A 13593-nucleotide genomic window follows, 5' to 3' on the forward strand; every position below is an offset into this window, starting at 1 on the left:
CCCGGCGCGAACGGGCACTTCCGGCCCCCCGGGTGAGCGCGAACGGACACTTCCGGCCCCTGCGTGGGGCTTAAATGTCCGTTCGCGCTGTGGGCCGTGGCGGTTAGCGTTCGACGGCGGGAGCTGCTGTGAGGGGGACCGGCACCAGGGCCTGAAGCTCCTCGAGCGTGCAGCCGAACGTTTCGCGCACCTGGACGCCGTCGGGGCCCGTGAGGAACACCGCCTTGTCCGTGTACACGCGGGTCACACAGCCCACGCCGGTGAGCGGGTAGGTGCAGGCCTCCACGATCTTGGACGCACCGTCGCGAGTCAGGAGCGTCATCATCACAAAGACGTCCTTGGCACCGGTGGCCAGGTCCATCGCGCCGCCCACGGCCGGGATGGCGTCCGGTGCCCCGGTGTGCCAGTTGGCCAGATCACCGGTGGCCGAGACCTGGAACGCGCCGAGTACGCAGATGTCCAGGTGGCCGCCGCGCATGATCGCGAACGAGTCGGCGTGGTGGAAGTAGGACGCACCCGGGAGTTCGGTGACGGGAATCTTGCCGGCGTTGATGAGGTCCTCATCAATCTCGTCGCCCTTGGCTTCCGGGCCCATGCCCAGCATCCCGTTCTCGGTGTGGAGCGTGATGTTCTGCTCCGGCGCGAGGTAGTTGGACACCAGGGTGGGCTGGCCGATGCCCAGGTTCACGAACGAGCCGGGTTTGATGTCGCGCGCCACCAGGCGGGCCAGGTCGTCGCGGCCCAGGGGCGTCTCGCTGGTCTGGATCGAGCCGGTCTCGCTGCTTGTCTGTGCGCTCATGTCAGGCCACCTTCAGTGAGTTGACGCGAACAATGCTGTTCACGTAGATGCCGGGGGTCACGACGTTCTCGGGGTCGAGTCCGCCGGTGGGGACAATCTCGGAGACCTGGACGATGGTGTGCTTCGCCGCGGCCGCCATGATGGGGCCGAAGTTCCGGGCGGTCTTGCGGTACACCAGGTTGCCGACACCGTCCGCCTTGAGTGCCTTGATGAGCGCGACGTCGGCGTGAATGGGGGTTTCGAACACCTGGCCGCGGCCGTCCAGGATGCGGGTTTCCTTGCCCTCGGCCAGCATGGTGCCGTAGCCGGTGGGGGTGAAGAAGCCGCCGATGCCGGCGCCGGCGGCCCGGATGCGCTCGGCCAGGTTGCCTTGCGGGACCAGTTCCAGTTCGATTTCGCCGGCCTTGTATTTGGCGTCGAAGTGCCAGGAGTCGGACTGCCGCGGGAAGGAGCAGATCATCTTCTTCACGCGGCCTTCCTTGATGAGCAGGGCCAGGCCCTGGTCGCCCTGGCCGGCGTTGTTGTTCACCACGGTGAGCTCGCGGGCGCCGCAGTCCATCAGGGCGTCGATCAGTTCGAACGGCTGGCCGGCGTTGCCGAAGCCGCCGATCATCACCGTTGAGCCGTCCTTGATGCCGGCGACAGCCTCGCCGACGGTGTCAATGAAATTCAGCATTGCTTACGCCTTTCCTGTGCTGGTTTCGGCAACGGTCATGTTTTCGAGGACGACGGCGAGGCCCTGGCCGACGCCGATGCAGATCGCGGCGACGCCCCAGCGCTCACCGGAGGCCTGCAGGGACCGGGCCAGGGTGCCCAGGATCCGGCCGCCGGACGCGCCCAGGGGGTGGCCCATCGCGATCGCACCGCCGTGCCGGTTCACAATCTCATGGTCGATCCCCCAGGCGTTGATGCACGCCAGGGACTGCGCGGCGAACGCTTCGTTAAGTTCGACGGCGCCCACCTGCTCCCAGCTGATGCCCGCCTTCGCGAGGGCCTTGTTCGCAGCCTCCACCGGGGCGTACCCGAAATACTGCGGATCGTTCGCGTGCGCACCCCGGCCCGCGATCCGCGCCAGCGGCTCCAGCCCCAAGATCCCCGCGGCGTTCTCCGAACCGATCCACGCCGCGGACGCCCCATCGGAAAGCGGGGACGCGTTCCCGGCCGTGACCGTGCCGTTCTCGGTGCGGAACACCGTCTTCAACCCCGCAAGCTTCTCCGCCGAAGACCCCGCCCGGATCCCTTCGTCGCGGACCAGGTCCGTGCCCGGCACCGGAGCCACCAGGTTGTCATAGAAGCCCTCGTCCCACGCCGCGGCGGCCAGGTTGTGCGAGTTCGCCGAAAACTCATCCTGCGCCTCGCGGGTCACGCCGTACTTCCCGGCCAGGCGTTCGGTGGCCTCGCCCAGGGAGATGATCCAGTCCTTCGGCATCGCCTTGTTCACCAGCCGCCAGCCCAGCGTGGTCGAGGCCAGGTTCAGGTCACCGGCCGGGTAGGGCTTCTCCGTCTTCGGCAGCACCCACGGAGCCCTCGACATCGACTCGGCCCCGCCGATCAGCATCAGCTCCGCGTCCCCGGCGTTGACCTGCCGGGAGGCGATGATCGCCGCGTCCAGCGAGGATCCGCAGAGCCGGTTGACCGTGGTGCCCGGGATCGAGACCGGCAGCCCGGCCAGCAGCGTGCCCATCCGGGCCACGTTCCGGTTCTCTTCCCCCGCGCCGTTGGCGTTGCCGAACACCACCTCGTCAATCCGCTCAGGATCCAAACCCGGAGCACGCTTGACGATCTCACCGATCACATGCGCCGCAAGGTCATCCGGACGCACCGCGGCCAAACCGGAACCGAACTTACCGAACGGGGTGCGCACGGCGTCGTACACAAAAGCCTGATTCATGAGGATGCATCCATTTCTTTAAAAACCTGTTGCGCTGTCTTGAAGGCGGTGTTCGCGGAGGGAACTCCGCAGTAGATGGCGGTCTGCAGCAGGATTTCCTTGATTTCATCCCTGCTCAGGCCGTTGGTGATGGCTGCGCGGATGTGCATGGCCAGTTCTTCCCAGTGCCCGTGCGCCACCATGGCGGTGATGGTGACGGCGGAACGCATCTGCCGGGTCAGCCCGGGCCGCGTCCAGATGCCGCCCCACGCAATGCGGGTGATCATGTCCTGGAAATCCTCGGTGAAGGAGTCCTTGTTGGCGTTGGCGCGGTCAACGTGCGCGGCACCGAGCACCTCGCGGCGGACCACCATGCCGCCGTCGTAGACTTCCTTGCTGGTGGCGTCCGGCTGGACAACGCCGTTCCGTTCGGCGCCCGGGCGCTGTGCCCCTGCGCCGGTCACTTGGCTGCTCCGCTGGTTTCGCTCCAGGTGATGAGGCTGCGCAGCAGCTCGGCCACGTGGGCGGGCGCTTCGGCCGGAGCCAGGTGCGCCACACCTTCCAGCGTCACCGCGTTGGCGGTGCCGCCTCCGGCAGTAATTCCCGCCACTACTTCCGCAGCGAACGACGGCGGCGCAACACCGTCTTCCGCACCGGCAACAGCCTGGGTGGGAACCCGGATGCTGCCGAGCTCTGCCCGGACGTCGAAGCCGGCCAGCGCCTCGCAGCAGAACGCGTAGCTGAAGCGGTCGGCGTCGCGCAGGGAGTGCAGCAGCCGGCTGCTGAGCTCGGGCTCGCGTTCCATGAATCCGGGTGCGAACCAGCGCTGCGCCGACCCCTGGATCATCACCGCGGTGCCCTGGGTGCGGACGGTTTCGGCTCGCTCCAGCCAGCCTTCGGGGGTGCCCAGCTTGGCGCCGGAGCACTGCACGGAGAGGCTCTTGAGCCGTTCGCCGTGCTTGATGCCCAGCTGCAGCCCGGTGGCTCCGCCGAGGGACACGCCGGCGTAGTGGAACCGCTCGCCCGGGGCGATGGAATCGACAAGTTCGACGACGGCGTCGGCCAGTTCGGCGACGTCGAACGATTCCGTCGCGGCCGGTGAGACGCCATGGCCGGGCAGGTCCCAGGCGACGACGTCAAAGTCGTTACCCAGCAGTGCGCCGGCCTGCGTCCACAGCACCGAGGACGTCCCTAGTGACGGCCCCACCACCAGCAGGGGCTTGTCCCCCAGCCGGCGCTGGGGGGAGAGCAGTACTGCCTTGACTGTTGGTCTAGCCACGGGGGTCTCCGTTCGGATCTGTTTTGGTGGGCGTGCGCGCAAAGTCGGGGAAGGCGGCCAGGATGCGGCGGGAAATCTCAGCGGCCTGGCCCAGGTAGCTCGCCGGGTCCAGGAGTTCTTCCAGCCGTTCGTCCGGAAGGGCACTGACCGGGACCGCTTCGCGCAGGAGCCGGCGGTACGTGGCGGACTGCTCGGCGGACGGAGCCTTGAGCGTCCGGTCCACCACCTCCTGGAGCTGCTGCTTGCCACTGTGGCCGTCCCGCTCTTCGAGCAGCGGCGCCACGGCGGCGGACACTCCTTCGCTGAGCAGCAGCGGCCCGGACAGTTCCAGGTTGCGGCGCATGGCATCCGGGAAGACCTGCAGGCCTTCGGCGAGCTCGCGCAGGTGCCCGGCCGAGCCGAGCGCCAGGCGGAGCAGCTGCCGGAAGGCGAGCCATTCGCTGTGCCAGGCGCCGTCCGGGCGTTCATCGTTGAAGTTGGCCGCAGCCAGGTGCAGCTGCGCGGCCAGGTTCGGGGCCTGCAGTGCGGCGCTGCGGACCAGCACGGACAAAACCGGGTTCTGCTTCTGCGGCATCGCCGAGGACACCCCGCGCCCGGCGGCCCGGGGTTCTCCGAGCTCGCCCACTTCCGGCCGGCTGAGGAACAGCACGTCGCTGGCGATCTTGCCCAGCGCATCCGTCACCGCAGTCAGCGCATCGCCCAGCGCCGTGACGGCCAGCCGGTTGGTGTGCCACGGACCCGGTGCTGCCGCCAGGCCAAGGTGCGCGGCCAGGTTCCCCGAAAGGTCGAACGGCGTCTCCACCGAGTCCCGCGTCAGCACCGTCGCGGCGGCGAGCGTGCCCGCGGCGCCGCCGGTCTGCAGCGGCAGCTCGGCAGCTTCAAGGCGCCGCGCGGCAGCGGCCAATCCGTGGAACCACTGCGCCGCTTTGAGCCCGAACGTAAACGGCAGCGAGTGCTGCGTCAGGCTCCTGCCGACGCACAGCGTCTCCGCATGCTGCTCCGCCATGGCCGCCAGCGCCGTCGTGATCCCGCGAAGGTCAGCCAGAAGCGCCGTAACGGTGTTCTTTGCCAGCAGCATTAGCGCCGAGTCCAGCACGTCCTGGCTGGTCAGCGAGGTGTGCACCGCCCTCACGGCACCCACGCCGTCCGTATCCAGGGCCTTGACCTCGGCGCGGAGGTCGGCCAGCAGCGGGATGACCGGGTTGGCACCGCCCTGCGCACGCACGGCGATGCCCGCCACGTCATAGCGGTCCACGTCAGCGGCGGCATCCACGACGGCGGCAGAGCCGGCCGGCGCGAGGCCCGCCTTCTCCAGCACCGAAGCCCAGCCGGCCTCGACGGCGAGGATCGCCGCAAGCACCGCCCGGTCCCCCGTCAGCGCCGCCACAACAGGCGACGCCGACACGGGGCTCAGAAGGCCGACGTCACCGTCGGACACGTGGAAATCATTCACTGTGCGGCGCCCCCGGAAGCTGCACCTTCGGGACGCCCGGAACCCTCGAAGTCGAGGAACACGGTTTCACCCTCGCCCTGAAGCCGGATGTCCCAGGTGAGGCCGCCATCCGCATCGCGGCGCGCAATCAGCGTGCTGCGGCGTTCGGGGTCCAGGGAGGAGAGCAGCGGATCGGCTGCCAGGGCTTCCTCGTTCTCCGGCAGGTACACCCGGGTGAAGAGGCGGTTCATCAGGCCGCGGGCAAACACGGCCACGGAGATGAACGGCGCTGCGCCGGGCTCGGTGGGACCGGGATTCACCGTGGTGAAGGTGTACACGCCGGTGTTGCCCACGGCGCTGCGGCCAAAGCCGGTGAACGTGTAGCCGTCCCGGACCAGCGAACCGGTCCGGTGCACCACGTTTCCATCGGAATCCGGCTGCCAGATTTCCAGGATCGCGTCCGGGATGGGGTGTCCGGCGCCGTCGTACACGGTGCCCTGCAGGCGGATGGAGCCCGGCGAACCCGGAGCCAGCAGTTCACGGTCCTTCTCGTACGGGAGGGCGTAGCCGTAGAAGGGGCCAACAGTCTGGCCGGGGGTGGGGGTCAGCTTCGTGGTGTTATTCATCCGACTACTCCTCTGCCTATTCACTGTCGTCGCCTGCAGTACCGAACGCTTCATTTTCAGTCCAGGTCCGCTTGGAGCCCGTCAGGACAATGTCCCAGTTGTAGCCGATCGCCCACTCAGGCCTGGTGAGGTCGTGGTCGTAGGTGGCCACCAGGCGGTCCCGGGCATCCTGGTCCACGATCGACTGGTAGATCGGGTCCAGCGGGAAGAGCTGGTCACCGGGGAAGTACATCTGGGTGACGATGCGCTGGGTGAACTCCTGCCCGAACAGCGAGAAGTGGATGTGCGCCGGCCGCCAGGCGTTGAGGTGGTTCTTCCAGGGGTACGCGCCGGGCTTGATGGTGGTGAAGCTGTAGGAGCCGTCGGCGCCGGTGATGCAGCGGCCCACGCCGGTGAAGTTGGGGTCGAGCGGGGCGGGGTGCTGGTCCCGCTTGTGGATGTAGCGGCCGGCCGAGTTGGCCTGCCAGATCTCCACGAGCTGTCCGGCCACGGGACGGCCGTCGCCGTCGAGCACGCGGCCGGAGACGATGATGCGTTCGCCCAGGGGCTCGCCGTTGTGCTGGATGGTCAGGTCCGACTCCAGTGCGTGCACGTCCATGTGTCCAAAGGCCGGCGAGTACAGCTCGATGGTCTCCGGATCCGCGTGGTGCAGGTCCTTGGTCGGGTGGCGGAGGACGCTGCTGCGGTACGGGGCGTAGTCCAGCCGGGGCTGGATCTCCGCCGGCGCGCCGTCCTTGAGCGCCTTCGCATACGCTTCGCCGATCGACTTCATCTCGGCGCTGAGGTCCGCCTGCGATTCCGCAGCGGCATCAAGCGGCGCATAGGTCTTGGGTGCGGCTTCGGTTCCGGCCTGGGGCGCCGCATCCGACACGTCTTCGGTGATCGGGTCGGCGTTGAAAATCTCAAGGTTGATGTCTTCAGGCACAGCAGCCTCCTTTCAATTGTTGGTGTTGGTTGTGGTGTGGCTGGTCTGGTCAGGTCGAGCGGCTCAGCTGGTGCAGGTGGTCGTACTGGACGGCGTGCCGCACCGGCGCGTTGGGCGCACCGTAGCCGTCGTAACCGCCGCGGCGTTCCACCATTTCGAAGAACACACTGCCCACGGTGGCGGTGTAGAAGTGCAGGAACTCGCCGTCGGCATCACGGTCGTACAGCAGGTTCAGGTCCCGGAGGGTGGCCAGGAAGGCGGGGTCCAGGTCGAACCGCGCGTCCAGGTCCTCGTAGTAGTTGGCCGGGATCCGCAGGAAATCCAGTCCCCGGTCGCGGGCCGCGCGGGCCGTCTCCACAAGGTCGTCCACGGCGAAGGCGATGTGCTCCTGGTACGTCTTCCGGTGGGCGGTTCCCGCCTCCGCGCCGTCCTGCTGGATCACGGGGGCAAGGTTCAGCACCAGGCGCACGGCGCGGTCCGCCGTCAACATCACCTGGGAGCGGACCAGTCCGCTGGGGCTGGGCACCTCGGCGAACGGCTGCGGTTCGAGGGCCAGGGCGCTGGTGTAGAAGAGGACGGCTTCATCAAAGTGCTGCCATGGCTGCGCAAGGTTCACGTGGTCGATCACCGCATTGCGGCTGCCGGCGGCCGGAACCTCCAGGCCTTCGCCAAACTCGCGGGTCCAGGCCGCGGTGCCGTCCGGGCTGCCCTGGCAGAGGAAGATCTCGGTGGAGTCCGGCGCGGCAAAGCCCTGGAACACTTCCTCGTTGGCCTGGCTCTTGCGGGGCACGGCGGGCGCTTTGAGCTGCTGGGCGCGGGCGGCGGCAATCACGGGCGAATCGACGTCGAAGCCGAGGGCGGCAATCGCCGGTGAAGAGTCCCCGGCGTCCACCGCCGCCTCGTTGATGATCACGCGCGCGTGGCCCATGCTCCACAATTGCACGTCCTTGGTGCGGTGTCTGCCGTTGAATTCGAACCCCAGCTGGCCCAGCACCGTCTCGAGGCCTGCGGTGTCAGCTGCTTTGACCTCGGCGAAGTTGAAGCCTGCCGGTTCGGCCACCTGCGGGAGCGTGGCCAGTTCCATGGGATAACGACGGCGGCCTGTTGCGCCTGCGCCGGCAGAACCAGCGCCGGCAGCGCCGTCAGTAAGGGCCGCGTTCGCATCCAGCCACTTGGCGCTCTGCTCCTCCAGCCAGATCAGCGACCGCATGGCGTCCACGGCGGTGCGTTCGACGTCGGACTGGCGGAAGACGTCGTTGAAGACCTCCAGCGAGACCGGACCGGTGTACCCGGCCCGGACCACATGGCCCATGAACTTGGCGAGCTCAAACTGGCCTTCGCCCGGGAACACGCGGTAGTGGCGGCTCCAGGACAGGACGTCCATGGACAGCTTCGGGGCGTCGGCCACCTGGACGAAGAAGATCTTGTCCGCGCGGAACGCTTCGATGGGCGCAGTGTCCCAGTCGCGGGAAAGGATGTGGAAGGAGTCCAGGCAGGTGCCCAGGTTCGGGTGGTCCACGGCTTCCACCAGGCGGTGGGCGTGCTCGTAGTCATTGACGTACTTGCCCCAGGCCAGCGCCTCGTAGGCCACCTTCACGCCATGGTCCCCGGCGAGTGCGGCCAGCCGTCCCAGCTGTTCTGCGCGCAGGGCGTCGTCATCGATCGTGGCCGTGCCAACGTTGGAGCAGACCAGGATCGTGTCCATGCCCAGGCGGGACATCAGCTTGAACTTGGCTTCCGCGCGGCGGAGGTTCGACGCGAGGAGGTCCTCGGAGACGCTGTCGAAATCGCGGAACGGCTGGTAGAGGTCCAGCGTCAGGCCCAGGTCAGAGGCCATCTTCCGGACGTCCTCCGGGCTCAGTGACGACGTGACCAGGTCCTGCTCGAAGATTTCGATTCCGTCGAAGCCGGCAATGGCGCAGGCCTGCATTTTTTCCTTCAGCGTGCCGGACAGGCACACCGTGGCGATTCCGGTGCGCATCAGGCAGCCACCTCCTCTGCCGCCACAAGCTCCAGGAAGTGGGAGCGCATGCGGTCGGCATCCGCTTCGAGGCCGGTGAAGATCCTGAAGGCATCGGCCGCCTGGCCCACGGCCATGCGGCCGCCGTCCAGCACCTCGCAGCCCTTGGCACGGGCTTCGCGGACCAGTTCGGTCTCGATCGGGCGGTAGACAATGTCCGCCACCCAGTGCCGGGATTCGAGCAGGGAGAGGTCCAGCGGCGCGCCCGGGTGCGCGGCCATGCCCACCGGGGTGCAGTGCACCAGACCGTCGGCGAGGGGCATCAGCTGCGGCAGCTCCGCCGTCGTGCGTCCCGCAACGGTGCTGTCCGGGAAGAACCCGGCCAGTTCCGCGGCGCGCGCGGCGCAGCGGTCCGCATCCGTATCCACAAGGTCCAGGTGGCGGACGCCGGCGGTGAGCAGGGCGTAGGCAACGGCGGAACCGGCGCCGCCGGCACCCAGTTGGACCACGCGGTCCAGCTTGGCCCCGGGCAGGCCCGAGGCAAGGGCGGCCGCGAAGCCGGAAAAGTCCGTGTTGTGGCCGATGAAGCGGCCGTCCCGGATGGTCACCGTGTTCACCGCTCCAAGGCGGCGGGCATCCGGGGAAATTTCGTCAAGGTGGTCCAGGACCAGCTGCTTGCACGGGTGGGTGATGTTCAGCCCGTTGAAGCCGAGGCGGTGGGCGCTCTTCAGGAGCTCGCCCACGGATTCACCCGGGAGGCCCAGCTCCAGCAGGTCGATGGGGCGGTAGAGGTACCGCAGGCCCTGCACGTCGCCTTCGCGTTCGTGCATGTGGGGCGTGAGCGACGGCATCACGCCATCGCCTACGAGGCCCACCAGAAAGGACTCTGCTCGATTGCTCATCCGTTTAGCTCCTTTGACAACGGCACTCGGCTTGCCGGGACGCACTGGGCGCCGGCCGTCTGCCGGGTGGTAGGGATTACAGTACAGGAAAAGTTCACATGTTGCACTACTGTTCTTATCGCGAACAAATTACGACGGCGACGCACGGCTCCGCGAGCGGCGCACCTCATCGCTGCGGCAGCCTGGCCGCCAGCTCCGCGGCGGCTTCCTGAAGGACGGGAACAAGGGCCACCAGGTCGTCCAGGCTGAGCCGGAAGACCGGAACGGCCGTGGCCAGGGAGGCGAAGGCGTAGCCCTGCGCATTGAATACGGGAACAGCCACGGCGCGCATGCCCAGCTCGTTCTCCTCGTCCATGACGGCGTAGCCCCGGCGGCGGACCTGGTCGATCTCGGTCCGGAAGGCCTCCCGGTCCGTGACGGAAAATTCAGTCAGCGGGTCAAGCGGCAGCTCCTCCACCAGGCGCTTCCGCTCAGCATCCTCGGCAAAAGCCACCAGGGCCTTGCCCACCGACGTGGTGTGCAGCGCACCGAGGTGCCCCGGATCGCTCGTCACACGGAACGTCTGCGGTCCGTCCACCTTGTTGACCGTAAGGTGATGGTTTCCGTCCCGGACGGAGAGGATGGTGGCCTCCCCGGTTTTCTCGGTGACCCGGCGAAGGATGGGCAGCGCAGTGCCGGCAAATCCATGGTGGTTGGATACCCGCTGGCCCAGCTGGAAGACGCGCAGGCCCAGGTGGTAGCGGCGGCCGTCCGGCTCGTAGTCCACAAAACCATCCCGCGTGAGCGAGCCAAGCAGGCGGTACGTGGTGCTGAACGGCAGCTCCGCGCGGCGGGACAACTCCGCAGCACTGGCACCGCGCGGTTCATCGCCCAGCAGGACAAGCAGACCCAGCGCCTTGCCTACCATGTCCGTGCGGGAGTCTTCCTTGGCCCCCTTGGGCGCCTTGGCTGTCCCGGTTCCCCCGCCCGCCGCAGCAGCGACTCGTCCGGCGGCTTCCAGCTCTGTGTCTTGATTCACACTCATATCTCGATGTTGCCACATTGTGAGAGCTATTTCTAGATGGTGACTATTTTCCTTGACAAGTGACAGTCCTCACAGCCATCATTGCTATATCGCACAAGTAGCTCCCACCATGTGGCTACTCGTCCGGGTCTTTACACGGACCACCAGCCGCCGCCGGCAAGGGCCAACCATCAAGGCCTTGGCCGGGGTTTCCAGAAACGAAGCGCGGCAGCTGCGAAAATCCTGATCCATCCGCGACAATGTCGTCACACAAAGGAACACCATGAGCCAGACACTCCCGTCCACGACGCCGGGCACCGTTGCACCGGCCGGGACCCCGAAGAAGGCAGCCCTCGCCAGCTTCCTGGGAAGCGCCGTCGAGTACTACGACTTCTTCATCTTCGGTTCCGCCGCAGCGCTGATCTTCCCGCACGTGTTTTTCCCCAATGCTGATGCCAACGCCGCCATCATGTCCTTCGCCACGTTCGGCTTCGCCTATGTGGCCCGCCCGGTGGGGGCGGTCATCCTGGGCCACTTCGGCGACCGTGTGGGCCGGCAGAAGGTCCTCATGTTCACCCTGGTGCTGATGGGAGCCTCCACCTTCCTCATCGGCTGCCTCCCCGACTTCAACACCGTGGGCTGGTGGGCTCCGGCCCTGCTGGTGCTCGCCCGCCTCTGCCAGGGCCTCTCCGCCGCCGGCGAGCAGGCCGGCGCCTCGTCGATGACCCTGGAACACGCACCGGATAACCGCCGTTCGTTCTTCACGTCCTGGACCCTCACCGGCACCCAGGGCGGCCAGATCCTCGCCGCCCTCGTCTTCATCCCCGTGCTCGCGCTGCCCGACGAGATCAAGTACGGCATCGGCTGGCGCGTCCCGTTCTGGCTCAGCGCCGTGGTGGTCCTGGTGGCCTTCTTCATCCGCCGCACGCTGCACGAACCGCCGGCATTCGCCGAAGCCCAGAAGTCCGCCGCCATCTCCAAGCTCCCGGTTGCCGACCTCCTGAAGCACCACTGGCGCGACGTCCTCCGCGTCGTAGCCTGCGCCTTCATCGCCGCCGTCTCCACCGTGTTCGGCACCCTGGCCATCAGCTACGCCAAGACCGTGGCCGGCGTGGACGGCACTACCACCCTCTGGCTCGTAGTCGGCGCGAACTTCGTGGCCCTCGGCACCCAGCCGCTGTTCGGCATGCTGGCGGACAAGATCGGCCGCAAGCCCGTCTTCATCTACGGCGCCGTGGCCAGTGCCATCCTGACGCCGGTCTTCCTGGTCAGCCTCGAGTCCGGCAGCGTCCCGCTGATGTTCGCGGCAGCCATCGGTTTCTTCTCCTTCGGCTACGCAGCCTCCAACGCCGTCTGGCCGTCCTTCTACGCCGAGATGTTCAGTACCAAGGTCCGGTTCTCCGGCCTGGCCATCGGCACCCAGCTCGGCTTCCTGATGGCCGGCTTCGCCCCGGCGATCGTGGCTGCCATGGGCGGCATCAAGCCCGGCGGCTGGGTCCAGATCAGCATCTTCACGGCAGTCATCTGCGGCGTTGCGGCGATCTCCGCCCTCACGGCCAAGGAATCCTTCAAGACCCCCACCCGCGAGCTCGGCCTCAAGTAAACGCGCAATATACGACGGCGGCCCGTCCCCTCCCGGGGGCGGGCCGCCGGTGTTTAACCACCAGGAGGCTCAAACAAAGGTCAGGTGGCCAGGACCTCGGCCAGGTTGTACTTGACCGGCTCTTCCAGCTGGTCGTAGGTGCAGGATTCCGGGTCCCGGTCCGGGCGCCAGCGGACAAACTGGGCGGTGTGGCGGAACCGTTCGCCTTCCATGTGGTCGTACTTCACTTCCAGCACACGCTCGGGGCGGAGCGGGATGAAGGACAGGTCCTTGCCGGCGCTCCAGCGGCTGCCTTCGGCCTTCCGCGGCGTCCGGCCGCCCTCCTCCTGCTTGGCCCAGGCCCAGGGGTGGCCGTCGAAGTCCGTCACCAGCGGCTGGAGTTCCTGGAAAAGTTCCTTGCGGCGCTGCATCGGGAAGGCCCCCACCACGCCCACGCTGGCCAGCCCGCCGTCGCCGTCATAGAGCCCCAGCAGGAGCGAACCGATCCGGTCCGACCCGCTGGTGTGCACGCGGTAGCCGGCCAGGACGCAGTCGGCCGTGCGCTCGTGCTTGACCTTGAGCATCACGCGCTTGTCCGGCTGGTACGTGCCGTCCAGGGCCTTGGCCACGATCCCGTCGAGCCCGGCTCCCTCGAACTGGTGGAACCACTGCTGCGCGGTGGCGTTATCCAGGGTCGCGGCGGTCAGGTGGACGGGCGCGGAACTCCCGGCGAGGGCCTTCTCCAGCATGCTGCGCCGCTCGGTGAACGGCCGCCCGGTAAGGTCCTCGTCGCCCAGGGCCAGCAGGTCGAAAGCCACGAACTTCGCCGGCGTCTGCGCCGCGAGGAGCTTCACCCGGCTGGCCGCCGGATGGATCCTCTGCTGGAGGGCCTCGAAGTCCAGCCGGTCGCCGGAGGCGCCCACCAGGACGATTTCGCCGTCGATCACGCACCGCGGCGGCAGGTTTGCCTTCAAGGCCTCCACGAGTTCCGGGAAGTAGCGGGTCATGGGCTTGCCGTTGCGGCTGCCGATCTCCACCTCGTCGCCATCCCGGAAGATGATGGACCGGAAGCCGTCCCATTTGGGTTCAAAGCTCCATTTCGGGCCGGACTCCGGGACGTCGGGCAGGCCGCTGACGGCTTTGGCGAGCATGGGTGCGATCGGAGGCATCACCGGCAGTTGCATAACGCCCATTCTTGCCCGGCACCGGGCTTCG

13 protein-coding genes are annotated in these 13593 nt (G+C 67.6%); 1 reads left to right on the forward strand and 12 read right to left on the reverse strand.

What is annotated here, in order from left to right; all coding sequences use genetic code 11:
* Positions 1-103: 103 nt before the first annotated feature.
* The 11 genes from Q8Z05_RS07430 to Q8Z05_RS07480 form a co-directional block, all read right to left on the reverse strand.
* Positions 104-799 (reverse strand): 3-oxoacid CoA-transferase subunit B, encoded by a 696-nt coding sequence (locus Q8Z05_RS07430; protein WP_305942834.1) that lies wholly within the window; start codon positions 797-799, stop codon positions 104-106.
* A gap of 1 nt (position 800) precedes the next feature.
* Entirely contained in the window at positions 801-1475 is a 675-nt protein-coding gene (locus Q8Z05_RS07435) for a 3-oxoacid CoA-transferase subunit A (protein ID WP_305942835.1), read from the reverse strand.
* 3 nt (positions 1476-1478) lie between these two features.
* The gene (locus Q8Z05_RS07440; RefSeq protein WP_305942836.1) at positions 1479-2690 is read right to left on the reverse strand and encodes a thiolase family protein; all 1212 of its coding nucleotides are present in this window, start codon (positions 2688-2690) and stop codon (positions 1479-1481) included.
* Positions 2687-3133: a 4-carboxymuconolactone decarboxylase gene (gene pcaC, locus Q8Z05_RS07445; RefSeq protein WP_305942837.1), complete on the reverse strand. Its 447-nt coding sequence runs from the start codon at positions 3131-3133 to the stop codon at positions 2687-2689. The genes Q8Z05_RS07440 and pcaC overlap by 4 nt, the downstream gene beginning before the upstream one ends.
* Positions 3130-3948, reverse strand: coding sequence for an alpha/beta fold hydrolase (locus Q8Z05_RS07450; protein ID WP_305942838.1), 819 nt, complete (start codon positions 3946-3948; stop codon positions 3130-3132). The genes pcaC and Q8Z05_RS07450 overlap by 4 nt, the downstream gene beginning before the upstream one ends.
* Positions 3941-5386 (reverse strand): lyase family protein, encoded by a 1446-nt coding sequence (locus Q8Z05_RS07455; protein ID WP_305942839.1) that lies wholly within the window; start codon positions 5384-5386, stop codon positions 3941-3943. The genes Q8Z05_RS07450 and Q8Z05_RS07455 overlap by 8 nt, the downstream gene beginning before the upstream one ends.
* A gap of 11 nt (positions 5387-5397) precedes the next feature.
* Positions 5398-6006, reverse strand: coding sequence for a protocatechuate 3,4-dioxygenase subunit alpha (gene pcaG / locus Q8Z05_RS07460; protein WP_305942840.1), 609 nt, complete (start codon positions 6004-6006; stop codon positions 5398-5400).
* A gap of 16 nt (positions 6007-6022) precedes the next feature.
* Positions 6023-6931: a protocatechuate 3,4-dioxygenase subunit beta gene (gene pcaH, locus Q8Z05_RS07465; RefSeq protein ID WP_305942841.1), complete on the reverse strand. Its 909-nt coding sequence runs from the start codon at positions 6929-6931 to the stop codon at positions 6023-6025.
* 49 nt (positions 6932-6980) lie between these two features.
* Positions 6981-8912, reverse strand: a complete 1932-nt coding sequence (locus Q8Z05_RS07470; protein WP_305942842.1) for a bifunctional sugar phosphate isomerase/epimerase/4-hydroxyphenylpyruvate dioxygenase family protein — start codon at positions 8910-8912, stop codon at positions 6981-6983.
* Positions 8912-9793: a shikimate dehydrogenase gene (locus Q8Z05_RS07475; RefSeq protein WP_305942843.1), complete on the reverse strand. Its 882-nt coding sequence runs from the start codon at positions 9791-9793 to the stop codon at positions 8912-8914. The genes Q8Z05_RS07470 and Q8Z05_RS07475 overlap by 1 nt, the downstream gene beginning before the upstream one ends.
* A 166-nt stretch (positions 9794-9959) precedes the next feature.
* The gene (locus Q8Z05_RS07480; RefSeq protein ID WP_371745972.1) at positions 9960-10700 is read right to left on the reverse strand and encodes an IclR family transcriptional regulator; all 741 of its coding nucleotides are present in this window, start codon (positions 10698-10700) and stop codon (positions 9960-9962) included.
* A gap of 379 nt (positions 10701-11079) precedes the next feature.
* Between Q8Z05_RS07480 and Q8Z05_RS07485 the strand changes: the two genes are divergently transcribed.
* Entirely contained in the window at positions 11080-12399 is a 1320-nt protein-coding gene (locus Q8Z05_RS07485; protein ID WP_305942845.1) for an MFS transporter, read from the forward strand.
* Between the two features lie 80 nt (positions 12400-12479).
* Here Q8Z05_RS07485 and Q8Z05_RS07490 read toward each other — a convergent pair whose 3' ends face one another.
* Complete coding sequence (locus Q8Z05_RS07490; RefSeq protein WP_305942846.1) at positions 12480-13562, reverse strand: ATP-dependent DNA ligase; 1083 nt, start codon at positions 13560-13562, stop codon at positions 12480-12482.
* Between the last annotated feature and the right edge of the window lie 31 nt (positions 13563-13593).

The sequence above is a fragment of the Arthrobacter oryzae genome (assembly GCF_030718995.1).
GTDB classification, from domain to species: Bacteria; Actinomycetota; Actinomycetes; order Actinomycetales; family Micrococcaceae; genus Arthrobacter; species Arthrobacter oryzae_C.

What these genes read in the sequence shown, in the direction of transcription:
- Q8Z05_RS07470 (WP_305942842.1), bottom strand. Translation starts at nt 8,912, where the DNA reads ATGCGCACCGGAATCGCCACGGTGTGCCTGTCCGGCACGCTGAAGGAA.
- Q8Z05_RS07440 (WP_305942836.1), bottom strand. Translation starts at nt 2,690, where the DNA reads ATGAATCAGGCTTTTGTGTACGACGCCGTGCGCACCCCGTTCGGTAAG.
- Q8Z05_RS07435 (WP_305942835.1), bottom strand. Translation starts at nt 1,475, where the DNA reads ATGCTGAATTTCATTGACACCGTCGGCGAGGCTGTCGCCGGCATCAAG.
- pcaG (WP_305942840.1), bottom strand. Translation starts at nt 6,006, where the DNA reads ATGAATAACACCACGAAGCTGACCCCCACCCCCGGCCAGACTGTTGGC.
- Q8Z05_RS07490 (WP_305942846.1), bottom strand. Translation starts at nt 13,562, where the DNA reads ATGCAACTGCCGGTGATGCCTCCGATCGCACCCATGCTCGCCAAAGCC.
- Q8Z05_RS07485 (WP_305942845.1), top strand. Translation starts at nt 11,080, where the DNA reads ATGAGCCAGACACTCCCGTCCACGACGCCGGGCACCGTTGCACCGGCC.
- Q8Z05_RS07430 (WP_305942834.1), bottom strand. Translation starts at nt 799, where the DNA reads ATGAGCGCACAGACAAGCAGCGAGACCGGCTCGATCCAGACCAGCGAG.
- Q8Z05_RS07480 (WP_371745972.1), bottom strand. Translation starts at nt 10,700, where the DNA reads ATGGTAGGCAAGGCGCTGGGTCTGCTTGTCCTGCTGGGCGATGAACCG.
- Q8Z05_RS07475 (WP_305942843.1), bottom strand. Translation starts at nt 9,793, where the DNA reads ATGAGCAATCGAGCAGAGTCCTTTCTGGTGGGCCTCGTAGGCGATGGC.